Origin of the sequence: Hymenobacter sp. BT491, from assembly GCF_014349165.1 — a bacterium.
Classification (GTDB): Bacteria; Bacteroidota; Bacteroidia; order Cytophagales; family Hymenobacteraceae; genus Hymenobacter; species Hymenobacter jejuensis.
The window spans coordinates 466,596-491,335 of the sequence record NZ_JACSJJ010000004.1; the positions used below are offsets into that span (position 1 = coordinate 466,596).

At 52.5% G+C, this 24,740-nt stretch carries 21 protein-coding genes; 3 read left to right on the top strand and 18 right to left on the bottom strand.

Going from position 1 to position 24,740, the window contains the following annotated elements; all coding sequences use genetic code 11:
- Positions 1-45: 45 nt before the first annotated feature.
- The 12 genes from recJ to pdhA form a co-directional block, all read right to left on the bottom strand.
- Positions 46-1,767: a single-stranded-DNA-specific exonuclease RecJ gene (gene recJ / locus H9I52_RS18750; RefSeq protein WP_187455126.1), complete on the bottom strand. Its 1,722-nt coding sequence runs from the start codon at positions 1,765-1,767 to the stop codon at positions 46-48.
- Between the two features lie 280 nt (positions 1,768-2,047).
- Positions 2,048-3,895 carry a tetratricopeptide repeat protein gene (locus tag H9I52_RS18755; protein ID WP_187455127.1) on the bottom strand — a complete coding sequence of 616 codons (1,848 nt, stop codon included), beginning with the start codon at positions 3,893-3,895 and terminating at the stop codon, positions 2,048-2,050.
- A gap of 167 nt (positions 3,896-4,062) precedes the next feature.
- Positions 4,063-6,195: a peptidylprolyl isomerase gene (locus H9I52_RS18760; protein ID WP_187455128.1), complete on the bottom strand. Its 2,133-nt coding sequence runs from the start codon at positions 6,193-6,195 to the stop codon at positions 4,063-4,065.
- Between the two features lie 165 nt (positions 6,196-6,360).
- Positions 6,361-6,645: a hypothetical protein gene (locus H9I52_RS18765; RefSeq protein ID WP_187455129.1), complete on the bottom strand. Its 285-nt coding sequence runs from the start codon at positions 6,643-6,645 to the stop codon at positions 6,361-6,363.
- Between the two features lie 14 nt (positions 6,646-6,659).
- On the bottom strand, positions 6,660-7,271 hold the full coding sequence (gene lptC, locus H9I52_RS18770; RefSeq protein WP_316248053.1) for an LPS export ABC transporter periplasmic protein LptC: 612 nt from the start codon (positions 7,269-7,271) through the stop codon (positions 6,660-6,662).
- Between the two features lie 9 nt (positions 7,272-7,280).
- Positions 7,281-8,621 carry an OmpP1/FadL family transporter gene (locus H9I52_RS18775; RefSeq protein WP_187455130.1) on the bottom strand — a complete coding sequence of 447 codons (1,341 nt, stop codon included), beginning with the start codon at positions 8,619-8,621 and terminating at the stop codon, positions 7,281-7,283.
- The gene (locus H9I52_RS18780) at positions 8,608-9,351 is read right to left on the bottom strand and encodes a type III pantothenate kinase (RefSeq protein WP_187455131.1); all 744 of its coding nucleotides are present in this window, start codon (positions 9,349-9,351) and stop codon (positions 8,608-8,610) included. Before H9I52_RS18780 ends, H9I52_RS18775 begins: the two co-directional genes overlap by 14 nt.
- Before the next feature lie 132 nt (positions 9,352-9,483).
- Positions 9,484-11,313, bottom strand: coding sequence for a pseudouridine synthase (locus tag H9I52_RS18785; protein WP_262386127.1), 1,830 nt, complete (start codon positions 11,311-11,313; stop codon positions 9,484-9,486).
- A 166-nt stretch (positions 11,314-11,479) separates the two neighbouring features.
- A complete protein-coding gene (locus H9I52_RS18790; protein WP_139515244.1) occupies positions 11,480-11,863 on the bottom strand; it encodes a TraR/DksA family transcriptional regulator in 384 nt (127 codons plus the stop codon).
- Between the two features lie 253 nt (positions 11,864-12,116).
- Positions 12,117-12,593 carry a 6,7-dimethyl-8-ribityllumazine synthase gene (gene ribH / locus H9I52_RS18795; protein WP_139515245.1) on the bottom strand — a complete coding sequence of 159 codons (477 nt, stop codon included), beginning with the start codon at positions 12,591-12,593 and terminating at the stop codon, positions 12,117-12,119.
- Between the two features lie 107 nt (positions 12,594-12,700).
- Positions 12,701-13,474: a tetratricopeptide repeat protein gene (locus tag H9I52_RS18800; protein ID WP_139515246.1), complete on the bottom strand. Its 774-nt coding sequence runs from the start codon at positions 13,472-13,474 to the stop codon at positions 12,701-12,703.
- 47 nt (positions 13,475-13,521) lie between these two features.
- Complete coding sequence (pdhA, locus tag H9I52_RS18805; RefSeq protein ID WP_139517728.1) at positions 13,522-14,574, bottom strand: pyruvate dehydrogenase (acetyl-transferring) E1 component subunit alpha; 1,053 nt, start codon at positions 14,572-14,574, stop codon at positions 13,522-13,524.
- Positions 14,575-14,764: 190 nt separating this feature from the next.
- On the opposite strand from pdhA, the gene recF reads away from it, so the two are divergent.
- Both recF and H9I52_RS18815 read left to right on the top strand, forming a co-directional pair.
- Entirely contained in the window at positions 14,765-15,868 is a 1,104-nt protein-coding gene (recF, locus tag H9I52_RS18810) for a DNA replication/repair protein RecF (protein WP_187455132.1), read from the top strand.
- 81 nt (positions 15,869-15,949) lie between these two features.
- Positions 15,950-16,267 carry a DUF721 domain-containing protein gene (locus H9I52_RS18815; RefSeq protein WP_230471326.1) on the top strand — a complete coding sequence of 106 codons (318 nt, stop codon included), beginning with the start codon at positions 15,950-15,952 and terminating at the stop codon, positions 16,265-16,267.
- 1,012 nt (positions 16,268-17,279) lie between these two features.
- On the opposite strand, the gene H9I52_RS18820 is transcribed toward H9I52_RS18815, so the two are convergent.
- Positions 17,280-17,666 (bottom strand): helix-turn-helix domain-containing protein, encoded by a 387-nt coding sequence (locus H9I52_RS18820; RefSeq protein WP_187455133.1) that lies wholly within the window; start codon positions 17,664-17,666, stop codon positions 17,280-17,282.
- Positions 17,667-17,953: 287 nt separating this feature from the next.
- A complete protein-coding gene (locus tag H9I52_RS18825) occupies positions 17,954-18,817 on the bottom strand; it encodes a glycerophosphodiester phosphodiesterase family protein (protein WP_187455134.1) in 864 nt (287 codons plus the stop codon).
- Between the two features lie 174 nt (positions 18,818-18,991).
- Between H9I52_RS18825 and H9I52_RS18830 the strand changes: the two genes are divergently transcribed.
- Positions 18,992-19,612, top strand: coding sequence for a hypothetical protein (locus tag H9I52_RS18830; protein WP_187455135.1), 621 nt, complete (start codon positions 18,992-18,994; stop codon positions 19,610-19,612).
- A gap of 97 nt (positions 19,613-19,709) precedes the next feature.
- Here H9I52_RS18830 and H9I52_RS18835 read toward each other — a convergent pair whose 3' ends face one another.
- The 4 genes from H9I52_RS18835 to rnr form a co-directional block, all read right to left on the bottom strand.
- A complete protein-coding gene (locus tag H9I52_RS18835) occupies positions 19,710-19,991 on the bottom strand; it encodes a PLD nuclease N-terminal domain-containing protein (protein ID WP_139515252.1) in 282 nt (93 codons plus the stop codon).
- A gap of 112 nt (positions 19,992-20,103) precedes the next feature.
- Entirely contained in the window at positions 20,104-20,736 is a 633-nt protein-coding gene (locus H9I52_RS18840; RefSeq protein WP_316248054.1) for a rhomboid family intramembrane serine protease, read from the bottom strand.
- Between the two features lie 123 nt (positions 20,737-20,859).
- Complete coding sequence (locus H9I52_RS18845) at positions 20,860-21,831, bottom strand: polyprenyl synthetase family protein (RefSeq protein WP_187455136.1); 972 nt, start codon at positions 21,829-21,831, stop codon at positions 20,860-20,862.
- Between the two features lie 188 nt (positions 21,832-22,019).
- Positions 22,020-24,530, bottom strand: a complete 2,511-nt coding sequence (rnr, locus tag H9I52_RS18850; RefSeq protein ID WP_187455137.1) for a ribonuclease R — start codon at positions 24,528-24,530, stop codon at positions 22,020-22,022.
- Positions 24,531-24,740: the final 210 nt, after the last annotated feature.

A 24,740-nucleotide genomic window follows, 5' to 3' on the forward strand; every position in this document is an offset into this window, starting at 1 on the left:
ATAGCTATATCATAAGCTATTGATTATCAATAGCTTATGATATAGCTATTCTTCCCAACGAATATCTTTTACCCGCAGCTGCAGTGATTTCACACCGCGGTATTCGTTGATTTCGATGGTGTAGCACACGTTGAAGGGCAGGCCTTTGGCAATGCGCTCGTGGTATTCGGCCAGGCCAAACCCGATGGCGTCGACGGTATGGTGGCCGTCTTGCGTCAGGGTGAGCTTCAGGTGGGAGTTGCCCACGATTCGGGCCGAATCCGGCGAGGCGTACACGCACTCCGACTCGAAGACCGGGTTAGCGTTGCCAGGCCCAAAAGGCTCCATCTGACGAAGTAGCTTGTAGAAACTGTCGGTGATCTCGTTGAGCCGCAGCAAGCTATCGATTTCGACAGGCGGAATGAGCTGCTCGGGCCGAATCCGGCCGGCCACAATGCGCTCAAATTTTTCGCGGAAAGCCGGCACATTTTCTACGGGCAGCGTCAGGCCGGCGGCGTACATGTGTCCGCCATACTGGTCCAGCAGATCGGCGCATTCACTGATGGCTTCGTGTACGTCGAAGCCCACCACGGAGCGGGCCGAGCCAGTAGCTTTGCCGTTGCTTTCGGTCAGGATGATGGTGGGGCGGTAATACTTATCCAAGCAACGCGAGGCCACAATGCCGACCACTCCCTTGTGCCAGGTTTCTTTGTAGAGCACCGTGGTACTGGCGTTGCGCAGCAGCAGATCGTCCTCGATCATTTGCAGCGCTTCCTTGGTAATGCTGGTATCGAAGCCGCGGCGCTCCTGGTTGGTTTTGTCGACGACGCTGGCTTTGTCGAAGGCTTCTTCCTTGGTTTGAGCCAGCAACATCGCTACCGAACGCTTAGCGTCGCCCATGCGGCCGGCTGCGTTGATGCGGGGCGAAAAGCCAAACACTAAGCTACTGATATTCAATTCACTGTGTAGGCCCGCCAGGTCGCGCAGGGCGTCGAGGCCAGGGCGCTGCGGACGAGTCGGGTCGTTGAGCAGTCGCAGCCCATGATAGGCCAACGTGCGGTTTTCACCTGTAATGGGCACAATATCCGCGGCAATACTAACTACCACTAAATCAAGCAGTTGATAAAGCGGTGCATCATCCAAGCCTAAGTGCTGACTAAACGCCTGCATCAGCTTGAAACCCACGCCGCACCCCGAAAGCTCCTTGAACGGATACTCGCAATCGGCGCGCTTGGGGTCGAGCACAGCCACGGCTTGTGGCAATACAGAACCCGGCAAGTGGTGATCGCAAATGATAAAATCGACGTTCCGCTCGTTGGCATAAGCAATCATCTCAACGGCTTTCACGCCGCAGTCGAGCGCGATGATGAGCGCGTAGCCTTGCTCAGCTGCATAGTCAATGCCGGCCACCGAGATGCCGTAGCCTTCCTTATAGCGATCCGGAATGTAGTAGTCGATGCGCTCGGGGCCGAAGAAGCGCAACAGGTACGAATACACCACCGCCACCGAAGTAGTACCGTCGACGTCGTAGTCGCCATAGACCAGCACCCGCTCGCCTTCGTGCAGGGCATGTTGCAGACGATCTACGGCGCGATCCATGTCACGCATGCGCAGCGGATCGGGTAACTCGCTGAGTACGGGGCGGAAGTAAGCGCGGGCTTCTTCGAAGTCGCACACGTTGCGTTGGCAGAGCAAAGAAATAATAGTCTCGTTGACGCGCAGGGCGTCGGCCAGATGCCGGACTTTGACTGCGTCAGGCGCGGGCTTGCGAATCCATCTTTTTTCCATACTCGGCGGGTACCCGTAGCGGGCGATACCTTCAAAAGTAAGAAGAAAACCGCGCCTGACCCACTCCGGTCCCATCGAAGCGCTCGCAAAAACGTATTTTTACCGGCTCTTTCAGCCTTTCGGTGTCATGAAGAAACTCCGCGCTTTTTACGACAAATACAAGCAATACATCCTCACGGATGCACTTATGTATTTGGCTTTTATCCTGGCGTTGGCGCTGATGTTTCTCTTTTTCGGATAGAAATAAAAGCTGAACGGTACCATTCCGTTCTATAGCGAGTTAGTTGAGCACATCGCCGCGCAGCTTGCGGAAGCGCTTGCGGGCTTCGGCTACGTAAATGCTACCAGGATATTTTACTAACAGATTGTTATACAACTCTTTAGCCTTCTCACGATCCTGTAGGTTTTCTTCCAGAATGCTGGCCGTGAGAAACAGGGCGTCGTCGCTGAGTACGTCGTACTTGGGGTTGCTGGTAATGCGCGCCAACGTGGTGATGGCGCCGTTGTAGTCGCCGGTGCGGCGCTGTAGCTGGCCTTTCAGGTACCAAGCTTCGTCGGTGAGGGCGTGGCCGGGGTACTTTTGCAGCAAATTATCCAAACCCTTTATCGCCTCCGGCAGCTTGTTCTGAAAGACCAATAGCTCAACGGCAGCGTAGTCGCGCAGGGCCACGCCGGCCGTATCCATGGCCGTGTTGTCGGAGATGAGCAAGCTGAGCTGCATGGCATCGTTGGCGATTTCGCGGCTGGTGGCTTGCTTCAGAATATCGAGGTGGCTCTGAGCCAGCTTAAAATCGCCGGCAAAGTAGCTGAGGCGCGCGTTGCGCAGCTTGGCCTCATATCCTACCGGCGAGTCTTTATGCGACTTCTCTACCTGCGAATACAGCAGCGTAGCCTCCCAAGGCTCACCGCGCAGCAGGTAGATATCCGCGAGGTTGATCTTGGCATCGTCGACTACATCGAGGCTGGCCCGGGGCATGTCGATTACTTCTTGTAGCAGCGCCATCGCTTTGTCTTTCTCATCGAGTTGGAAAGCATAAAGCGCGGCCATATTGCGCAATACTGACGCCGTTTCGGGCTTTTTCCCCAGCTCCGTCAGTACCTGCTGGTACTCCCCAATCAGGCCCCGGATTTTGGCCGGGTCGACGGGATATGTGTTGCGCACCTGTTCTTCGCGAGTCTGGACCAGCCGCTGTCGCGCCAACCCGTAAAATGGCCCCGTTCGGTATTCCCGAATGACATACTCGTAGCCCGCGATGGCACTTTCATAATCATTGTTCTGCTGCGCGATGGCGGCCAAATCCATTACCCGGCTGCCTTGGGCGCGCGCACGGCGGTCGAGGGCTTTGGCTTGCACCAATGCGCCCGTGAAATCGTGGCGTTGCAACTGTAGCCACAGCAGCAACTCGCTATAGACCTCCTGCTCCGGATACTTCTGCACGTTGCTGAGCAGTTGCTTTTCCAGCGCGTCGAAGTCTTTTTCTTCGTGCAGGCTGTTTTGGAGCATGTTGCGCACGAAAGGAAGCTGCTGGTTGTCGGTTTGCACGAGGCGCAGCGTTTCGGCCATCAGGTTTTCGTTCTGGCCCGTGCGGGTATAGAGCTGAATGAGTTGCGGAGAAAATTCGGTGTCGTTCTTGGCCAACTCGCGGCCTTTCAGAAACACTTTTTCCGCCAACTCAGGCTGGTTGCGCTTCATAAACTCGGTGGCCACTGGCACCACTTGCACCGGTTTCAACTGGCTAATCACCCGCTCATATTGCTTGGTCATGGCCGCTTGGTCGCCGGCCGCAGCATACACGCCCCCGAGCGCTACACCGTACGAGGCTTCTTCCGGAAACTGCCGCATCCCTTTCTTGACCAGCTTCTCAGCGTCCTTGAATTGCTTCAAGCCCAACAGCGAACTCAGGTAATCAGGCAAAATATTGGGCGCCAGTTGTTCGTCGGGTCGTAAGCGACTGAAGAGGAAAGCGGCTTTTTCGTTTTCGCCTTTGCGGGCATATTCCTTGGCCAGCGCAATGTCGCCGCCTTCGTTTTGGGCCTGAAGCGGACAGCTCGCACCTAGCCATAAACTAAACAGCAGGAATAAGAACACACAACGATTGCGCGGGGAGGGCTTGAGTAACGGACGCATAGCAAAGAGAATCCGGTGAGGGTAGCTTTCGATAAACCGGCGGCGGAGCAGTTTCATTTCATCTTACGCGAAAAACCTTGGCTCCTCTTCTGCTTCCACAGACAGGTAAAAAGCAAAAGGGCCGCACCCTAAGGTACGGCCCTTTTGCAAGGATCAGGACGGAGCGGTTAGAAGAACTTCGTGCGCTCGTCTTTGATGTTGGCTTTGTCTTTCACGGCCTCGTAAATGGCACCATCAAGGCGCGCGCTACGCTGGGTGGTGAGTTGCTTGCGCACAGCGGCAACGTCAGTTTTGGCAGCAGACTTCTGCACGCTTACCGGCTCGACGATCAGCACGCCTTGCTCGCCTTGGAACGGCGCAGATTTCTGCCCTGGCTTCAGGCCGAACGCTTTGCCTACTGCCACTGGCTCGGCACCTAATCCCTGAATTACGCCAGAGCCCAGTGTCACGTTCTCAGCTGTTTTCACTTGAGCAGTAGGACCGTAAGCAGCAGCGATTTGCTCCAGCGTGCCCTTCTTGCTCTGCAGCTTATCAATTATCTGCTTGGCTTTCAATTCGTTACGAACCAATGCTGTGAGTTCCGGCTTAATGCTGGCTACATCGGCAAAGCCCTTCTCGCGCTGGCCGGTGAGCACGGCAATTACGTATTGGTCGCCAATTTCGAATACTTCCGATACGTCGCCCACTTCGGTTTTCTTACCGCCTTGGCCAGCTCCGTAAGCCCAACGCACCAATTCGCGAGCGTTTTGCAGGTTGTTTACAGCGCGGTCGCCGCGGCCGAGGCCTTTGGCTTCTTGCTTCTGCAAAGACTTGTCCTTCGCAACGGCCTTGCGGAATGAATCGAGATCTGTGGCTTCGCCTTTCAGCTCCTGCGCCTTCTGGTAGGCGGCTTCGCGGGTAGCATCCGTGGGCGTAATCTTCTTCTGCACAGCAGCTATCTGATACGTCTGGGTGGTTTTAGGAGCCGTTACCTTGATGATGTGGTAGCCAAACGAAGTCTCAACGGGGTTGGGCAACAAGCCAGCCGAAGTGGCGGCGAATACCGCCTTCTCAAACTCCGGCACCATGCGGCCTTGCGTAAACCAACCCAAGTCGCCGCCGGTGGCAGTGGTACCATCGGTGCCGTATTGGCGTGCCATAGCAGCAAAATCAGCCCCGCCTTTGATCTTCGCCAGAATATCTTTGGCTTTGGCCAGGGCCGCGGCTTTCGCTTCTGGCGTAGTGCCTTCCGGCTTGATGAGGATGTGGCTGGCCCGAGCAGCAGGCTGCGTACCGGCCTTCTGACCTGTTACTTTGAAGATGGAATACACGCCGTTTTCGGCATAAGGGCCATACACTTTGCCTACTTGCAGTGGCAATTGCTGGCGGAGCTTCTCCGGCATGTCGGCCGGCGAGAGGTAAGCCGGGTTGTAAGGGAAATCCGGATCAGAGTTCAGCTTGGCAAACAGCGAATCGTTGGGAGCCGTGCTGAATTGGGTAGTCAGTACATCGATGTCTTTGCGAACCGCAGCGCTATCGCTGTTGGATGCCGTTACCGGAACGACCACGTATTCTATGTTGCGGCCTTCTTCTACTTTATAACGGCTTTTGTGCGCGTCAAGGTAGGCTTGCAACTGCTCGTCGGTCACTTTCACGGCCGAGTCCGAAACGGAGAAGTATGGCACGATCAGGTAGCGGAGGCTCGCTTGCGAAGTCTGCGCTTCGTCGTAGCGCTTGGCTTCCGCTGTCGTCACGTAGGTCGACAGCTTGATGAGGTTGTTGTACTTGTTCGACAAGCGCTCTGGTCCGAGGTTGTTCTCGAAGTTCATGAACGCGTCACGAGCTTGTGGCGGCAGCTTGTCGAGGTTTTGCAGGTAGCTCAGCAGCTTGTTGCGGTCTAGCTGACCCGTTTTTGGATCGCTAAACGCCTGGCGGATGCTGGGGTTGATGTTTTTGCCCTGCACCATATCCGTTAGCTCGTCGTCGGTTACTTTCAGGCCCAGCTTATCGAATTCCTTTTTGAAGGCGATGCGATAAATGCTCAGGTTCCAGGCTTGGTCGCGCAGGTACCCCATCGTGGCCTCGTCGGGCTGACGGCCTTGCTGGGCGATGAAAGCCTGCTTAGTTTGCTCCAGCGTATTCTGGAAATCATTGTAGTCCACCTTCTCGCCGGCGACTTCGCCTACCGAGTTATCATTGCGGTTGAACAGGCGGTTTTTGCCCCCGATCAGATCGCCGCCTACCATGAAGAGCAGCAGTCCGATTACGATGGCGCCGACGGCCCAGCCCGATTTTTCCCGAATCGTGTTGATTAATGCCATTTACTTGAAAAAAAGCGCAGTAAGAAAAGTGGAAAGAGGCGCAAAATAACCAGAATCCGCCGGACATTCAAAGTTGCCCGCAGATTCACTGGCTTTGACGGATATTGCTGATTGGCAGAAGGTAGGGCAAGTTTGCCCGATACTCACGCAGGGCGGTTCCGGACTCTAGCGTTGTTTGTTGCGAAGCACAGCCTTGCCCGGTTTGGTAGTAGCTGTGCGCTTGCCGGAAGCGGCTGGTTTGGGTTTGGCAACTGGCAGCGGCGCTTTATCCTCGTCGCGGCCGAGGTAACGGAACACCATCATGCAGACGAACGAGATCATGAACAGCCAATAGTTGTCCATTACCGCGTTCTTATCGCCTTGCAACACAGTTTGGTACACACCGATTACCAGCGCCACCACCGCCAGCGAAAACAAAATAGTGCGCCACAAGGCTCTATCGAAACGCATTGATAATCAATTACTTATTTTTTAGCAGCTCGGACCGAATCTGAAGCTGGCTGTTGTACTGTAAACACGCCCGTCGGGTGGAAAATTCGGTAGTTAGAAAAATCCTGATTGGCCCGTAACCCGTTGCCCGTCAGGGTCTCGGTCGGCGTTTCAACACGCACCGCTGTGGTGCTATCGGTGTAGATGATGGCTTTCTGCTGATCAAAAAAGACTTCTTCCGTGAACATCTTCTGATCTTTCTCTAGGTTGTGCACCCGCACGTCGCCCCGCACGATGTACAGGTTCTTGAGCTTGTCGTACTTGCCATAGTTTCCACGTAACGTATTGACTACCTTACGGTTACCAGAAGCACTGTCGCCTTGTCCATAAAAGGTAACCATAACGTTTTTCGGCCAGATCTGGTCACCGCTTTCAAACTGTTGCTGCACGGGCGCCGTCAGCTTAATCTGGAGCTTGGCCGAGTCGCTCACGAGCATCACTACGTTGCTCGTTTCGATGGTCGGGCCTGTATACACGATTTTTTTCTTGACCTCGGTGGCTTTGTCTTTACAACCCAGCCCGAGGCTGGCTGCTACGAGAGTGGCGGCCAGCAGCCACGACCAACTTGTTGGTTTCGTGTCTTTCACGTTGATAGCTTATTCAATTCGGCGCTTGATAAACCAGCGGTTGTTCAGCGTTACGCCCAGTTGCATACGTACGTAATCCTCTTTGACGTTGCCGTTGGGGCTCTCAGCCGTACGTTTGGTATTGCCACGCTGCCCGTAGGTAAAGGCCATGTTAATGGTCGTGTTGTCTAAGACCGTAGCTGTAGGCAGCGGGAACGCAAAGCCCCAGCTCACCGAACGGTCGTAGAGGCGCTCGCCAGCGGGGCGATAAGGTAGCTCAGCTACCGAAATGCCCGCCCGATACGTAACCCGCTTGAAGTAGCTGCTCACCGACGAAGGATCAGGGGCAAATTCGCCGCCCAAGCCTGCCCGAAACGTATTGCTAAGCGGAATGCCAACGGTACCGCCTTGCAAGCCAAAAGCCCGGAACTTCGACCATTCTTGCCGCGACAAGTCGAGGTTGATGCTCCAGTTTTTGTTGTTGTCGAAGCCAATGCCAAACTGCTCCATTGCCGGCACTGTTGCTTCGCCTTTCTGGTTGGTGAGCAACGTGGTGTTTTCCGTTTGCAGGCCCGCCGCATCTTCGCGCTCAAGCGACGTATCGCGCTTGCCGTTCAGGTTGGACTGAAAGCTGTATACACCGGCCAGATTGTAGTTGAGCTTGCTGTTGACTTTGCCGCGGTAGTGCGCACCCGTCCGAAAGGTGAAATCCGAATAACGCACGCGCTCTCGGATGATGACTTTGCTAAGACCCGCCGCTGAGATAGCGTCGGCCGGTGCTACGCTGGTTCCGGTTGTCAGGTCGATATTGCCAAACACATACGAAGCCGTAACCCCCAGGCTCAAGCCTTTGGCAACCTGGAACGCCTGCACTATATAGGCTTCCGACAAACCGCCTTCGCCTTTGTACTCTTTATAGGACAAGCCGCCGTTGGGGTCGTTGGGCACTGGTTCCCGCACGGTGCTGAGGTAATTGACGGAGCTGTACGGCTTCAAACCAGCGGCACCAGCCCAACGCTTCGAGATCGGAACGGAGAAAGCCAAGTAACTTAATGAGCCGTTGCCGTCGCGCTGCGAATTGACCTGATTGCGGATCGTCTTGAACTCGCCATTAACGCCGACTTCGTAAGTCGTGCGTGAGGTATAGTACACCAACGCCGGGTTGAGCTCATTCACGTTGATGCCGTTAGGAGCAGCCAAACCGACGCCTCCCATCCCCTGCTGACGAACGCCGCCCGTATTAGGGTTGAAATCGCCTAACCCCAAGCGCGAATACGGCGAGTTGCCGAGGCCTTGGCCTTGGCTATATGGTGCGGCCATCAGGCCAAGTAGCGTCAACCCAAACAGGCTGGCAAATTTAGATTTCAACATTATGCACCAGTATGCGGTAAAGCCCGATCAGAACGAGTTCAGGAACAACAAAGATAGGGCCTTTAAGCCGTGGTTGAAAAAAGCCAGCATCGCCACCGGCCAACAGTATGCCCAAGTTGGGGCTTTGCTGCCGGTAGCTGTCAATCAGGCCGTTAACCTCCGCCACAGCGCCGTTGAGTACGCCGCTCCGAATCGCCGATGACGTATCGGTACCGGTCAGGGGAATATCTACGGTGGCAGCGACGGGTAATTCTACCAACGGCAGACGGCCGGTAAACGTGTGCAAGGCTTGGAAACGCATTCGCAGGCCTGGTGCTATACTTCCGCCCCGGAAGGTATGTCCACCTTCGAGCCAGTCGCATTTAAGGGCAGTGCCGGCATCCACAATTAGCGTATCCTGACCCGGACGCAGCCAGGCAGCCCCGACGGCAGCGGCCAAGCGGTCGGCGCCCAACGTAGTCGGCGTAGTATAAGCATTGGTGATCGGCAAGGGTGTGGTAGCAGAAGCAAACTCCAATACCTTTCTGCCAACCTCCCGGCGCAAAGCTTCCGCCCAGATAGCCGTTGGCTCCACCACCGAAGAAACTACCGCATGCTCCGGTAACAAACGCTGCACAAGTTCTGGCAACGCATTGTCAAGCAGTACTTTACCTACTTCGCGCAGCTCGTTGTTTTCGAAATAGCCATACTTGGCTGCTGTATTGCCAACATCGAAAACCAAAGCACGCATATACAAGTAATTGATTATAAGATATTTACAATTCCACGGAAGAAATAGCCAGCCAAATGAAGGCCACTTTTTCCGTGGAATTGTAAAGCTTATTTTCTAACAGGAGCCTTTGAAGAGGCTGCGGGTTGCTTCCTACAAGAAATACTTCAAGCGAATCACCTCGCGCTCAGTCAGGAAGCGCCACTTGCCGCGCGGAAGGTCCTTTTTCGTCAGGCCGGCGTACTGCACGCGGTCAAGCGCCACAACCTCGTAGCCCAAATGCTCGAAAATGCGGCGAACGATGCGGTTACGACCGATGTGCAACTCAATGCCCACGAAATGCGGGTTGCCAGCTACTACAGCCACGTCATCAATCTCGGCCTTGCCATCTTCCAGTTCCAGCCCTTCGCTGATCTGGCGCAGGTGGTCTTCGGAAAGCGGCTGGCTGAGCTCGGCTTGGTAGATTTTCTTGTTTTTATGCGATGGGTGCGAAAGCTTCTGGGCCACTTCGCCATCGTTGGTGAACAGCAGCAAGCCCGTAGTATTGCGGTCGAGACGACCTACTGGGAAGATGCGTTCTTTTGAAGCGGTAGCCACCAAGTCCATCACCGTTTTGCGACCCTCTGGGTCTTCGGTGGTAGTGATAAAATCTTTGGGCTTGTTGAGCAGTACGTACACCAGCTTTTCCCGCTTCAAGTTGGTCTTGCCATACTGCACGGTATCGGTTGGCTGCACTTGGTAACCCATCTCCGTTACCACTTCGCCGTTGACTTTGATTTCACCAGCTGCAATCAGTGCATCGGCTTCCCGACGCGAGCAGATGCCGGCGTTGGCGATGTAGCGGTTCAAACGAACTTCGTCGTTGCCTTCTTCCTCGTTCCGACGGCGTTTGTTGCCCCGGGTTTTGTCCTGATCGTAGAATTGCAGATTACTATACGCCGGCGCTTCACCAGGTATTTCACCACGTTTGGGCTTATCAGCGCGATTCGAAAGCGGATCGCGGGTCGGGCGCTTGTCGGCTCCGGCGCGCGGCTCCCGCTTATCGCCAAAACGCGATTCGCGCTTGTCACCAAAATCACGTGGCCCGCTGTTGCGGTTACCCGACGCGCCACGCTCACCAGCCGCTGGGCGGTTGCCAAAGCTAGGCCGCTCGCCGAAGCTGCGGTTCCCGAAACCACTCTCGCGGCGCTCACCACGTTCCGGGCGTTCGGGCGCGTTGCGTTGCTCATCCCGGCCATAGCCGCTGGGCGCACTACGGTAGTCAAACGGCCGCGCAGGCCGGATTTCCCGGTCTGGACCTGCTTCTTCTCGCCGCTCATCGCGCCGTGGAGCTTCTTCTCGCGGTGCTGGCGTACGGTCCGTAGGGGTGTCTTGTTCGAAAGGGCTTACCTTTTTAAACTTTCGGTTGCGCTCTCCTGCCGTACCGCGTGGCACCGCTGGTTTGCCTTCCTGCCGGTAAGGCTGGCCGGGCCAGTTGGCTTTGGGCTCATACGGCCGAGCAGGTCGCTCGTCTCGGCGGTCACTGTCGTAGCCGGAGGAAGCGCGACGGTCATCGTTGCGGTTGTCGAAGCGCCGAGGGACATCCCGATCAAATGAACGGCTAGGGCGGTTGTCGTTGTCGCGGTTCATCGGCCGACGATCGGCATTATCGCGATTGAACGGGCGACGATCGCCAGCATCCTGCCGCGGAGCAACGTTTCGTTGGGAGCCAAAGCTGTTGGAGCCTTCGCCGCGACCAAAACGCTTGTCGCCGCCAAAGCTGCCTCCCGATGATGGACGGCCGCCGCCTGGGCGACCAAAAGTAGGGCGCGAGGGAAAATCACGGCCTCTGCCGGCTTCATCGCCCGAACGGTTGCTTGAACCGCCTTCGTTTGGGCGCGCAGAGAATTTGCGGAAGCCGCTGCTCCCACCAGCATTGCTAGTGGAGCGATCGTTGGAGCGTCCACGCCGGCCTGGCGTGTCGTCGTTGTGTTTTTTGCCCATGAGTGTAGGGTGCTTACCGTATCGCTACGGGATGGTAAAATACAAGGTTGGGAGACTGAACCCCAGGAACAGACTCTCTTAGAAAACAGTGCCCGGACTGGCAGCACGGCGCCATAAAAGCAGCCAGCCGAAAGCCCGGGCACGTAGTTGAAGACGACGATCGCGGTTAATCGCGACGCGCCATTTTGGCTTCAATAGAATGTTGGGTGTGTGGTACTGCGCGCAAACGCTCTTTCGGAATCAGTTTACCAGTGCCAATGCAGACACCGTATGTACCGTTTTTGATGCGGGTGTACGCATTTTCCAGCTGCTGGATAAACTTCATCTGGCGTGAAGCCAGCTGATTCAGGCTTTCCTTTTCAGCTGTGTCGGCACCGTCTTCCAGTACTTTCGACGACGAGGCTGTGTTGTCGGTACCCGAATCGTTACGACGGCTCAGAGTTTCTTTGATGAACGTTACTTCTTTGCGGGCTGCTACAAGTTTCTCCTGGATGATTTGTTCGAACTCAGCCAGTTCTTCCCTTGAATAGCGCAGGGGTGCTTCACTCATGTCGGTTCAGGAAAAATAATGTATTGAAAATGAGACCGTTATCCGGTGATTTCTAGAGATAAATTGCGATAGTACGTTGCTTTAACAACAGCTTTTCCAAATAAGTTTATTACAGACCAACTGGTCAAAGTCATACTTACCGCTATCGGTTTCCTATCTAACCCGGTTATTTGGCCGCAAAGTTAATGTTTTGCCTGACAATTATCCATTACTAACCAAAGACTCAGTAAGTAAGCTCCTCTAGTCTTAATCTCTAGAATCCTAGCATATGGATAGCGGCTACCGCAGCTTCTACTCCTTTGTTGCCGTGCTTGCCTCCTGCCCGATCCCAAGCTTGTTCAAGTGTGTTGGTCGTGACCAACCCAAATATCACGGGCTTATTGAATTTCAGGCCGACGTTCGTAATGCCGTGGGCCACGGCATGGCAGATGTAATCATCGTGTTTGGTCTCGCCCTGAATTACTACTCCCAAACAGATCACGGCATCGATTTCTTCGTGCTGGGCCAGCAATTGGGCTCCTAGTGTCAGTTCGAAGCTCCCCGGCACTGTATTGCGGAAGATGTTTTCTTCTTTAGCCCCGTGCTTCAGCAATGTTTCGTAGGCTCCTGTGCTCAACACGTCTGTAATCTCCCGATTCCATTCTGCCACCACCAAGCCAAAACGCTTGTTCGTGATGTCAACAAAATTATCGGAAGTGTATTCGCTCAGATTTTTCAAGGAGGTAGCCATAGGATTTGGGTCTAGATGCTGCTTTGGGTTGAAGTAAGCGCTGTTATAAAAACAAAACTGCGCTTCTCCTTTCGGAAAAGCGCAGTTGTCAGTTGCTGACTGATTTCTTATTTGCCTGCCAAACCTTCAACGCGTGCCTTATACTGGCGGGCCTCGTTGACTTCCGGCGCATTCTGGTAGTCGTTGATGATTTTGTCGTACGCCTTGATGGCACCGTCATAATCTTTAGCCAGTTCTCTTGCTGTTGCCTCCTTCATAAGATAGCCAGGTGAGAAATACTCGTTGGCATTATGAGTAGCTGCTTTTTCGTACAGGTCGGCGGCTTCTTTGCTTTTGCCAAGCTCTAAGTTAGCATCGCCTAGCAGAGCGTAAGCCCGCGCTTGCACCAGCAAATCATCCGAACTAAATCCTTCCAGATAATCGATGGCGGCTTGATAACGGCCTTCCTTCAAGGCACCTACGCCAGCGTAGAAGTTAGCCAAGTTGCCAGCCGGTGTATTTCCGTATTCCGAAGCAACGGATTCCAAACCGTCGTATTGACCGTCGCCTTTCATTGCTTTTTTCAATGAATCGGCTTCCCAATAGTTAACTGCCTGATACATAGCCACTTGCCCTTTCTCGTCCTGAGAATTGCGCCATGTATACCAGCCGAAAGCTCCAACTACTGCCAGCACTACCAGTGCCAGCACACTCAGTAGAATAGTCTTGTTACGACGCAGAAAATCTTCTGAATGGGCCAAGCGAGCCGCTAGTTCATCCGGATCTTCCAGCAATGGATGTTCTGGGTGCAGTGCGCCTACTGGCTGATTAGGATCGGCCGGCACTTGAGTCTGCTTCTGTTGAGCCAGCGGACTGTTGCGCGTATAAGGAATCTTTGACATTCGTAATTCAGAAATTCGGCTGTGAAGCCGGGTCAGAATCCGCTGAGTTAGTCGCGGATGTAAGGATAATCTTGCTGCACGTACACATCGTGGTACAGCTCTTCGGCGGCGGGGTACGGAGACGTTTCTGCGAACTCCACTGACTCCGCAACTTGGGCCTTGATCTTTTCGTCGATGGCAGCCAGTTCCTCTTCGGTCGCCATACTGTGAGTCAGAATTGTGTGGCGAACCGATTCGATGGAATCGCGCGAACGATAATCTTCTACCTCTTCCTTCGTCCGATACTTAGCAGGGTCACTCATGGAGTGGCCTTTGTAGCGATACGTTTTGAACTCCAGGAAGGTAGGGCCTTCACCAGCACGTGCCCGTTCGGCTGCTTTGGCAACTGCGTTGTGAATGTCCTCTACATTCATCCCATTCACTGGCTCGGAGGGCATGTCGTATGCTTCTCCTAGTGTGTAGAGTTCCGTAACATTTGAGGTCCGTTGAACAGAGGTACCCATGGCATAACCATTGTTCTCCACAACGAAGATCACGGGTAGCTTCCACAGCATGGCCATGTTGAAAGCTTCGTGCAAAGCTCCTTGCCGCACTGCGCCGTCACCCATGTAGCAAATGCACAGGTTGCCAGTCTTGTTGTATTTCTCGGCAAACGCGATCCCGGCACCGAGTGGAACTTGCCCACCAACAATGCCATGCCCCCCGATGAAGTTCACGTTCTTATCGAACATGTGCATCGAGCCGCCTTTGCCTTTTGAACATCCTGTTACTTTCGCAAACAGTTCAGCCATGATGGCGTTGGGCGACGTACCAAGAGCCAGCGGATGAGCATGGTCACGATAGGCCGTTATCCATTTATCATCTTTGGTCAACGCGCTGACTGCGCCCGCTACACAGGCTTCTTGGCCAATGTAGAGGTGACAGAAACCTTTGATCTTCTGCTGGCCGTATAGCTGGCCTGCTTTCTCCTCGAACTTACGCATGAGCTGCATCTGCTCATACCACTGCAAATAAGTTTCTTTCGGAAAAACAGGCTCGCTGGGTGTCGTTGCCCGCGGCTCATCCGTAGAAGATTTTACTTTCTCGTTTGTAGGTGGCATCATCTGATCCGGCGGCGTAACTGTATCGACAGCTGCGGTCGGGTTAGTTTCTTTCTTAGTTTCCGCCGACGATTTTTTCGCCGAATTGGAAGCTTTTGGGGTAGCCTTTACTTTCGTCTCCGCCATCGTGCTTTCAGTTATTCGCGTTTGGGATGCGAAAGTACGTAAAAGGATTGCAATTCCGAACTGAATGACTCTTGAAACATTACACCTCTTGTTCTTTAAAAACTACGATGAGGCTACGCTGCAGCTATCGCCTCACATCAATTGTTTTATAGGTGACAATGGGAGTGGCAAGACCAATCTATTGGATGCAATTCATTATTTGTCTTTGACCAAAAGCGCATTTACTACTTCTGATATTCAAAGCATTAAACAAGGCGAAGAGTTCTTTTCTATTCGGGGAAAGTTTTCTACTCCCGAAGCCGAAGACACTGTTCAATGTAGTTTTCGCCTTGGCCAAAAAAAGCTTGTCACACGCAACAAGCATCCGTATGAACGGCTTTCTGATCACATTGGCCGTTACCCTGTTGTCTTGATATCGCCCTATGATACCGATTTGATCCGCCAGGGTAGCGAAGAACGCCGCAAGTATTTCGATAGTCTAATTTCTCAGCTCGATCACGAATATCTCGAGTTGCTCATCTCTTACGCTTATCTACTTCGGCAACGCAATTCGCTGCTTAAGCTAGCAGCTGACCGGCAGAGTTATGATCGTGATTACCTTTTGGTCTTAGACGAACAATTAGCCCCACTAGGCAAACGGATTGTTCAGATTAGACAAGAGTTTTTGGCTGACTTCGTTCCTGTTTTCCAGCGCCACTATTACCAACTCGCAAATGACCGGGAAGTAGTCAATATTGACTATAAGAGCCAGCTACCCGACGCCGACTTCGCTCAGCTTCTTCGCACACACGAGCGAAAAGACTTGGCCCTTCAGCGCACTACTGTTGGCCCTCATAAAGATGACTTTCTATTTCTGATGAATGAATTACCCGTCAAGGGATATGGATCGCAAGGCCAGCAGAAATCATTTGTTATCGCAGTGAAGTTAGCTCATTTCGAAATTGCTGCAAGCCGGAAGAAACATAAGCCTCTTCTCCTTCTAGACGACATTTTCGATAGGCTCGACGAAACGCGCATAACTCGTTTGATGCAGCTTGTCGCAAACCAGACTTTTGGCCAAGTATTTCTAACAGACACTCACCTCGACCGCACGGATCGAATTCTATCCAATTTATCCGAACAGATCTTGCGCTTTAGAATCGAAAGCGGCAAAGTAATTCCCCTTTAAATTTTAATGGGGCGTACCTTTATGCTTATGGCCTTCGCTCTTTTATAAAGGCTTTCGCGCGCGTTAATAAACGTCTCAATTGTGAAAAAGCATAAGCTTTCCGAAAATTCTAGACAAGCAGATACACTGCCTTTAAAGGATGGTATAAAGGCTTTGTTGAAAGCTTACCGCCTTCAAGGGAAGCTTAACGAAGTGTTTGTTGTTTCTAGCTGGGAGCGTATAATGGGTCGGTCAGTTGCTCTCAAAACCCAGGAGATATATATCAGCCATGGCAAGCTGTTTGTCCGCCTGTCTTCTGCGCCTTTGAAGCACGAATTAGTCATGGCCAAAACTCAGGTTATGGAAATGATTAATTCTGAAGTTGGTGAACCTGTTATTCAAGAGGTAGTTTTCCTTTAGCAGTATCATGAGCAAACTGATTTATGCTATATAGGCATTGCTAATTTCTCTTTAGTCTTAGTTCTGAGGTTTTGTTGACTCTGTTGAGTAAGACGAAAAGTGGTTACCTCCCGAACGGGCTTTCGTATTGTTTCGTCTCAAGGCAAGACCACTTTAAGGCTTGGCGCTTGAACAGCACTGCTGTTACTGGACTATATTTTCTTCTATAGGGTAACCTGATCCTGGCCCCTTATTCTTAACACAACTGCATCTTTTTACTAAGGCGCTGGATTAAAACACCTGCTGTCTTTGCTCGTCAGGTGTTACGCAGCATAGGTGAATACGCTGCACGTTACTCCTGTTGCTTTAGCGTTCCTTTTCCAGTGATTGAGACCGAGCTTAACGTATCCACTTTCTATATATGAAAGCATATCGTTGGCTTAACGTTATGCTGCTTGCATTCGGTCGAGCTATGCTTGCTTAAGATCGCAGCACGATGCCGGCTGAGCTTTTAACTTCTAATATCTAAGCTCATATCACGGCGTCTAGTACTGCTCTGTTGCTGCTGTTAAAGAGCGCTTATCCTATACCATTATAACTCACTTTGCTCTTACTTAAGAAGCATGAATTAAGACTCACAATACTGGCTACAATAGCAAACACTTCCCCTCTGCCAGAGCAGCATTTTCGCTTTATTGCTTTGGGACTTTGGCGAAGCTTTAAAAATATCAACAGCCAAAATACTCGGTGCATCCTCAATCACTTTCATGCTATTTTGGAGCAAAGCTTTACCCGCTTCAATTTCTCCTTTGATCCTACCCAAGAAGCCACTAGGGCTCTCGGCTAAAACTATAACTCGCACTTTAGGATGCGAGATCTCCTTTTCCTTACCTGACCACCGGTACTCTTAATTTTTAAACTTAGGCGACAAACAGCAGCTTCTTACTTCATTCGTTTAGGTAACTGACCGTTTGATGGCATTACACTAGAAACGGCCCTAAATGACAAAAATGTTTCACGTGGAACATTTTTGTCATTTAGGGCCGTACACTTTCAACAGAAGCTCATTATAGGCTTCCAGAAGGGTTATATACTTAGTTTGTAGAGCAAGTAGCTGCTTAACTGGATCATTATCAACCGGGTGTAACAAGTCGGGCTTAGGTGTAACACCCAAAGAAACGAATCTTGTTACATTATTTGATACAAATGGCGACGAGGGTTGTTGCGGTTGTGTAATCTCAGCAGAGAAGTCATGTCCGATTATATCACCAATTCGCTTTACAAATCCGTAATCAAGTGTCTCTTCTTTAAATTTACGATATATAGTAGGACGTGTAATGCCTAGTTCATCAACTATACGCGTAATAGAAATACCGCTGTTTTTGATAGCATCTTGAAGGATTTCGCCTTGGTGTGGCATGCTTGGGTAGGGTGGAATAGTTAAAGTGTAAAGATGACAAATATGTATCAAAACACAAGAATCAATATGTAATAAACATTAAATGTTACATGTGTAACAGAAACATGTATTTGTATACTGTAACAGCAAATTTGTTACACGTTACAAATAATATGCGATACACATGCAACACAGACCCATGTTACACCACTGTAATAAAAGCATAAACCCCTACCTATTGGACAATAGGTAGGGGTTTATGCTTTACAACCCGACTAAGACAATGGAGGAGCAGAACCAGTCAGTCTTTATGGGTACCGCTCGTTTAACAACTGGATAGCCTTATCTGGATAATCAGTTGTAATGCCATCAACCTCTAAGGTGATGAGGTGGAGCATATCGAAAACATCGTTTACAGTCCAGGGAACAACAGCGATAGCGTACTCATGCAGGTAGTCAATATCCTGCTCTGACAGTAGGGTGAACTCAGGGCCATAAACCGTGGGCATGAAACCTAATTCGAGTAAATGGCTCTCTGTGTCTCGCTCATCCTCCACTAACAAAGACAGTGAAAATCTCTTATCAAGCTGGTGGAAGTGCTGAAGGATTCGCTTATCGAAGGAGAGAAAAGTAGTACGATTCAGAACGCCACAAGCGCGCACAACCTGTAATACGAGCGTTGCAAAAGCAGCAGGCTCAGGATGAAAAATTCCGTCACCTGCAGGGCTGGATTTTATCTCAATACTGTAGAGCACTGGTTTCCTGCCTAAGTGAAGACAATGCCTCTCGATAGCTTGAATTGCTTCCTGTAAAAGCGGCTTATAAACAGCCAAGGTCTGCTGATTGGGGAAGCGCTCGGGTTGAGATAATCCGCAGTTATACGCTCGAATAATACTGTAGGGAAGTTGAAATAAGTTGAGTGATTTCTCTTGCGATGGATCGATGCGATTGCCTTTGGGATCAAAGCACAGAGCGGCTGACATCCAAGGTTCGTGCGATACCACTACTTGACCATCCTGAGAGATCACGACGTCGAGCTCAATAGCATCTACGCCAATCTCTAAAGCGAGCAAAAAGGCAGGAATAGTATTCTCAGGAAGCAGGCCCCTGCACCCTCTATGGCCGTGAATCTGGGGCCTGTGATGGTGCGCAGAAGTGGATTGAATAGGCATACGTTCTATACGATGCTTGCTGTAGACCCGATAACGCTAGCTATTGCGCAGGCACCTCGTCCATTCACATCATAGACTTACAGTACTCTAACACGCTAAAGCGGCTTGCGCTTATGAACGAAAAGCAGAAACCTTCGCGTTAGGAGCATATTTGCCCATTCCTTTGCTTACTACATGAAAAAACTGCTGTTAATATTTCTTTTGCTGACGCTAATCGGAGGTGGATATTGGTTGTACGACCGGCTGACAGTGGGCCCCGAGCGGTCGTTGTACCAAGCATTTCAGGCTACGCAACAACACGATATGATAGCCTTCGAACGCTATGTTGATGTCGAGAGCGTTACTAGTGATCTTGTTGATCAGGTGGCCGCACAAGGAGATGTGCTGGGTCCGCTCAAAATAAGTGGACTAGGGCTACAACAAGCCGTGCAACTGCTGAAGCATCAGCTCGTGGCAGCCGCGCGTGAGGAGGCCCAAGAATATGTACAAACCGGTTCTCTGAAAGCTACCCAAACTGCGCCGCGCGGAGGGTTGGGCAACATCTCCATATTGGGATTTGCGGGTAAAATTGTGAGTGCAGATAGCAAGCTCAAAGGGGTGAAATACGTGAAGCGCCAAGGCAGGGAAGCGTTGGTGGGCATTGAGTTTACACAGCCTCACTTTGATACGACAATGGTACTGGAGCTTAAGATGCTTGACCAAGGGGACCATTGGCAGGTCAAGCAGATTACCAACACAGGACAGTTGCTAAAGCAAGTTATGCGGCGAGAAAAGCAGGCCGTGATAGCAGAATAGAAAGCTGACCAAACATGATTTGCGAAATCAAAGCCAACAAAAAAGCCCGACACTAAATGTGTCGGGCTTTTTTGTTGAAGCTGGTATGTGTTAGAACCTACAGGTTGGATTTGCCCCGGCCTGAGATCAAGTAATAGAGAATTAACCCCAGGAAAGGCATGAACCATATGATGGCAAGCCAAAGGATTTTTTTGCCTGTCGTCCAGGGTTGACGAAAGACATCGATGAGTGCCAGCACATCGAGAACCAACAGGATGATTCCCCACAGAGACAAGCTACCGCTGTCGCTGAAACGGCTGCAACCAGTGGCTACAAGGGTGAGAAGTAAGAACGAAGCAGCAACCGACAACCGGGTTGCAATAGGAGCAAATCTGTTCATGATACCGAGGATTGAGTTGGAGAGAGCGGTTTTGGCAGTTTCTACGCACACTCTTCAGATAAGATATATACGAACCTACAGATTTATATATAAGTAATTGATAGTCAAGTACTTATAAAAAGTATTGTTGAATTTTATCCACGAAATACGGTCCGACCTGCGGAATTAGAGCCAGCGTGAGAAGCAGGCCGTACAGCGCGCCGTAAAAGTGGGCGTCGTGGTTGATGTGGTCGCCCATGCGTCGGCCTTGGTAGTAAGAGTAAGCCAAGTACAGCAAGCCCCAAATAAAACCCGGAATCGGGATGGGCAACGGAAACATAATGATGCCCGCCGTTGGCTGAAAAAGCACACCGGCAAAAATGATGGCGGCCACCCCACCCGAGGCACCTAGGCTCCGGTAATCGGGGTCGTTGCGGTGCTTGAAATAGGTTGGGATATCAGAGATGATAATACCCCCTAAGTAGAGTAGCAGAAAGCGAAGCACCCCGCCGCCTGGGCCAAATTGCTGCACAAACACTGATTGGACAACCTGCCCAAAAGAATAGAAGGCGAGCATGTTGAAGATGAGGTGCATCCAGTCGGCGTGCAGAAAACCCGAGGTCAGTAGGCGATACCACTGGTTTTGCCGGGCCACGATGAAGGGCGAAAAGATCCAGCTCTGCATAAAGCCCGGATTAGACCAAGCATACATGGAAATGCCGGCAGTCAGAACCAGCAGGATTATAGAAGCGTCCAGCGTAAGCATGAGATGAAAAGTAAAAAGATGATAATGCTGCCCTCAAATCGCTCAAAATGTTTTGATCGAGTCTTTCACAGATCAAAAGCTGTGCGTCGCCTGAGGAGTAAGAAAAAGGCGTAAAACGGCAGCTTAGCTTTCTCGGTCCATGAGTTGCAGTGCTAGGTGGCGCAGCAACTCCTTGCGCTCACCGGGTGCCTGCACCCGATCGAGGTGCTGGAGCGCGTCGAGGAAGAAGTCGTTAATGCGGGCTTCCGTTTGGGCACGCACATTAAGCTGATCGTAAATGGCCGTGATAGCCTCAATCTTTTCCGGCGCGTCAAGCACCGGTTGGCCGATGTACTGCGCTAGTTTGGCTTGTTGAGGTTCGTTGGCTTGAGCAAGCGCGGTGAGCAGCAAAAAGGTCTTCTTATCAGAAACGATGTCGCCGCCTACGCGTTTGCCGAAAGTGGCGGCGTCGCCGTACACATCCAACAAGTCGTCGCGGAGCTGAAAGGCGATGCCGATGTCGGTGCCGAATTGCCGCAGGTGATTCGCATCGTCGGTGGAAGCGCCCCCAAGTAGGGCACCAAGCTCAAGACTAAAGCCTAACAACACAGCCGTCTTGAGCCGAATCATGTAGAGGTATTGCTCCAAAGACACGCGTTCGAGCGTCTCAAAATTCATGTCCCACTGCTGGCCTTCGCACACCGCGGCGGCCGTCTGGCTAAACTTGCGCAGCACGTCCGGCAGCAGAGTAGGGTTCACGTCCAAGAATAGCTCGTACGCCCGCACCAGCATCACATCGCCGCTCAGGATGGCGACGTTCGGATTCCATTTTTCGTGTACCGTAGGCTTGCCCCGACGCAGCGGAGCCTGGTCCATGATGTCGTCGTGGAGCAACGTAAAGTTGTGAAACACCTCGGTAGCCAGCGCCGGCTTCAGCACCGGCTCGAGGTCATCGGTGAAGAGGTGCGCGCCAAGCAGCGTGAGCAACGGCCGAATGCGTTTCCCACCCAAGGCCATGATGTAGCGAATGGGCTCATAAAGCGCTTCGGGTTCGTTGCCGTAGCGCAGCTGGGCCAAGCCAGCGGTTATTTTGTCCGAGAAAAAAGAGAGGTCCACAGGGGCAAATAAGGGTTGCAGGAAGAAAGGTACGGACTAAACCGCTGGACAGTCGGTTTGTGAAGACGAGGCTTAAAGTCGCTTGCCTTACCATGAGGACAGCCCTTCAACGCGGCAAGCCCTTTTCATCCGCACTTATTGGGCAGGTGAAAAGGGCTTGTTACCTCTTGCAGTGAAAGAGCTGCGGGCTACCGTCGGCGGCTACCGCCTTTTCCGCTGCGCTCTCGCTCAGGGCGGTTGTTGCCGCCGCTACGGCGACTGCCGCCCCGGCTACTCCGCTCGTCCTGTTCGCGGCGCTTCACAAAGTCCGGCCGATTATCGACGAGTTCGAAATCAATGGTTCGATCGAGCAGGTTGGCAGCTTTTACGGTCACCAACATCTCATCGCCGAACTGAATGATGCGTTTGGTGCGCTGGCCCACGACGCGGTAGTTGTCTTTGTCGAGCTCAAAAAAGTCGCCGGGAATCTCGCTGAGCCGAATCATGCCTTCGCACTTGTTCTCTTCAATCTCGACGTACATCCCCCATTCGGTGAGGCCCGATACGACGCCTTTGAACTGCTCGCCGATGACTTCCGACATGAATTCCACCTGCTTGTATTTGATGCTGGCGCGCTCGGCGCTGGCCGCAATTTTCTCGCGCTCCGACGAGTGTTTGCACTCTTCCTCTACGGGTTCCACATCCACGTTTTTGCCGCCTTCCAGGTAATGCTGAAGCAGGCGGTGAGCCATCATGTCGGGGTAGCGACGGATGGGCGACGTGAAGTGCGAATAATGGTCGAAGGCCAGGCCAAAGTGACCTAGTGGCTCAGTGGTGTATTTGGCTTTCGACATGGTACGGACAGCCAGCGTCTGGATGACGTTTTGCTCGGGGCGGCCCATCACTTCGTTCGACAAATCGTTTAGCTCATTGCTGAGCTTCTTGGGGTTCGTCAGGTCGAGATCGTGCCCAAACTTCTTCGCGAAGAGCGCAAAGTTTTGCAGACGATCCGGATCGGGAGCATCGTGCGTACGGTACACCATCGTCATCCGCGGCTTGCGGCTCTTGAGCTTAAACACAAACTCGGCCACCTTGCGGTTGGCGAGCAGCATAAACTCCTCGATCATTTTGTGCGCGTCCTTCCGCTCCTTCACGTACACGCCCTGCGGCTTGCCGTTTTCGTCGAGACGGAACTTCACTTCCTGCGTTTCGAAGCTGATGGCGCCTTGTTTGAAGCGTGCCGCACAGATCTTCTTGGCCATGTCGTTGAGGACGTTGATTTCCTCCGCGTAATCGCCTTCCTTACTTTCAATACGCTCCTGCGCCTCTTCGTAGGAGAAGCGACGGTCGGAGTGAATGATGGTTTTGCCAAACCACGAATCGTAAAGCTTGCCGGTCGAGTCGAGTTCAAACACAGCCGAGAAGGTCAGCTTATCTTCCTCAGGGCGCAGCGAGCACAACCCGTTCGACAAACGCTCGGGTAGCATTGGAATAACCCGGTCGACGAGGTACACCGAAGTGGCCCGATGCTTGGCTTCGCGTTCCAATTCAGAAGTGGCTTTCACATAATGGGTTACATCAGCGATGTGCACACCTACTTCCCAATGGCCGTTTTCGAGTTTGCGCAACGACAAGGCATCGTCAAAATCCTTGGCATCGGCCGGGTCGATGGTGAAGGTGGTGATGTCACGGAAGTCGCGGCGCCGCGCGATTTCGGCCACCGGAATTATGTCAGGAATTGCTTCCGATTCGGCTTCTACCTCGGCAGGAAACTCAAACGGCAGCCCAAACTCCGCCATGATCGCGTTGATCTCGGCTTCATTTTGACCCGCTGGTCCGAAGCTCCGTACCACCTCACCCATCGGCGAGCGGCCAAAGTCATTCTCCGGAAACTCCGTGATGCGCACCAGCACTTTTTCGCCGTTGCGGGCATCGTGCAGATTCTCGAAAGGCACAAACACGTCGAAGTACATCTTGCGGTTGTCGGGCTTCACAAACCCGATGCCGCCTTGCACCTGCAAGCGCCCCACTACCTCGGGACGCACCCGCTTAAGCACTTCCACCACGTCGCCCACCGGCCGGCCGTCGCGGGAGCCGCGCAACCGTACTCGAACCGTATCGCCGTGCATGGCAAACTTTAAGCGATCGGTGAAAACCCGCACGTCGGACTCACTTTCCTCGCTGATGACAAATGCATACTTGTCGGTGGCCAAGGCTACGGTGCCAGTAATCGTATCCGTGGTTTCTTCTCGCTCGGGGCGCCGGCGCCGTTCGGGGCGCTCGGTATCCGGAAAGTCGAAGCCGGCTTCGCGGCGACGGTGTACTACTGGGTCTTGGCCAAATTCGGTTTCTACGTCCAGCGGTTGGCTGTTTGCTACCGGCACGATCGGCTCGGCGCTGCGGCGGTTTCGGCGGCTGCTAGCGGGCTCCGTAGCGGCTTGCTGCGCGGCGGGGTCGGTTAAGCGATAATCGTCGTTTTGGATCAGGGTAAGCTGCCCTGCCGTGCGCAACGCTTTGAGGTGCGCAAAAATCTGTTCCCGCTCCTCTTTGGTCGTAACGCCAAGGCGGCGGGAGATCTGCCGGTAAGAGATGACCTTCCCAGGATTGTCAGCAAAAATTCGGTAGACCAGTTGTTTGGATACCGCGAGGGGTGCGTCTTTGGGGGCACGAGCGGCTTTCGCGGAAGCGCGGGGTGCCGCTGATTCGTCTTTTCTTTTCATTAGAAAAAGGGTGCCGCCAGTTATTGCGTTTTCTCAGGCGGCCCAAGGAATTTATAGGTGAAAGCAGCTTCTGATAGGTGCTTTCGGTAATACGTAAGAACAGCAAAACTGCTTCAGACAGCAGTTTGGTCGCACAAGGGCAGACGGCTACTCTAGCTGAGCAGCGAATGAATATAGCTTCTACGCAATTATTAAACTAATAACTGATTT

Bases quoted from the DNA above. Each gene is read 5' to 3' on its own strand.
- recJ (WP_187455126.1), bottom strand. From the start codon at position 1,767: ATGGAAAAAAGATGGATTCGCAAGCCCGCGCCTGACGCAGTCAAAGTC.
- H9I52_RS18755 (WP_187455127.1), bottom strand. From the start codon at position 3,895: ATGCGTCCGTTACTCAAGCCCTCCCCGCGCAATCGTTGTGTGTTCTTA.
- H9I52_RS18760 (WP_187455128.1), bottom strand. From the start codon at position 6,195: ATGGCATTAATCAACACGATTCGGGAAAAATCGGGCTGGGCCGTCGGC.
- H9I52_RS18765 (WP_187455129.1), bottom strand. From the start codon at position 6,645: ATGCGTTTCGATAGAGCCTTGTGGCGCACTATTTTGTTTTCGCTGGCG.
- H9I52_RS18775 (WP_187455130.1), bottom strand. From the start codon at position 8,621: ATGTTGAAATCTAAATTTGCCAGCCTGTTTGGGTTGACGCTACTTGGC.
- H9I52_RS18780 (WP_187455131.1), bottom strand. From the start codon at position 9,351: ATGCGTGCTTTGGTTTTCGATGTTGGCAATACAGCAGCCAAGTATGGC.
- H9I52_RS18785 (WP_262386127.1), bottom strand. From the start codon at position 11,313: ATGGGCAAAAAACACAACGACGACACGCCAGGCCGGCGTGGACGCTCC.
- H9I52_RS18790 (WP_139515244.1), bottom strand. From the start codon at position 11,863: ATGAGTGAAGCACCCCTGCGCTATTCAAGGGAAGAACTGGCTGAGTTC.
- ribH (WP_139515245.1), bottom strand. From the start codon at position 12,593: ATGGCTACCTCCTTGAAAAATCTGAGCGAATACACTTCCGATAATTTT.
- H9I52_RS18800 (WP_139515246.1), bottom strand. From the start codon at position 13,474: ATGTCAAAGATTCCTTATACGCGCAACAGTCCGCTGGCTCAACAGAAG.
- pdhA (WP_139517728.1), bottom strand. From the start codon at position 14,574: ATGCCACCTACAAACGAGAAAGTAAAATCTTCTACGGATGAGCCGCGG.
- recF (WP_187455132.1), top strand. From the start codon at position 14,765: ATGACTCTTGAAACATTACACCTCTTGTTCTTTAAAAACTACGATGAG.
- H9I52_RS18820 (WP_187455133.1), bottom strand. From the start codon at position 17,666: ATGCCACACCAAGGCGAAATCCTTCAAGATGCTATCAAAAACAGCGGT.
- H9I52_RS18825 (WP_187455134.1), bottom strand. From the start codon at position 18,817: ATGCCTATTCAATCCACTTCTGCGCACCATCACAGGCCCCAGATTCAC.
- H9I52_RS18830 (WP_187455135.1), top strand. From the start codon at position 18,992: ATGAAAAAACTGCTGTTAATATTTCTTTTGCTGACGCTAATCGGAGGT.
- H9I52_RS18835 (WP_139515252.1), bottom strand. From the start codon at position 19,991: ATGAACAGATTTGCTCCTATTGCAACCCGGTTGTCGGTTGCTGCTTCG.
- H9I52_RS18840 (WP_316248054.1), bottom strand. From the start codon at position 20,736: ATGCTTACGCTGGACGCTTCTATAATCCTGCTGGTTCTGACTGCCGGC.
- rnr (WP_187455137.1), bottom strand. From the start codon at position 24,530: ATGAAAAGAAAAGACGAATCAGCGGCACCCCGCGCTTCCGCGAAAGCC.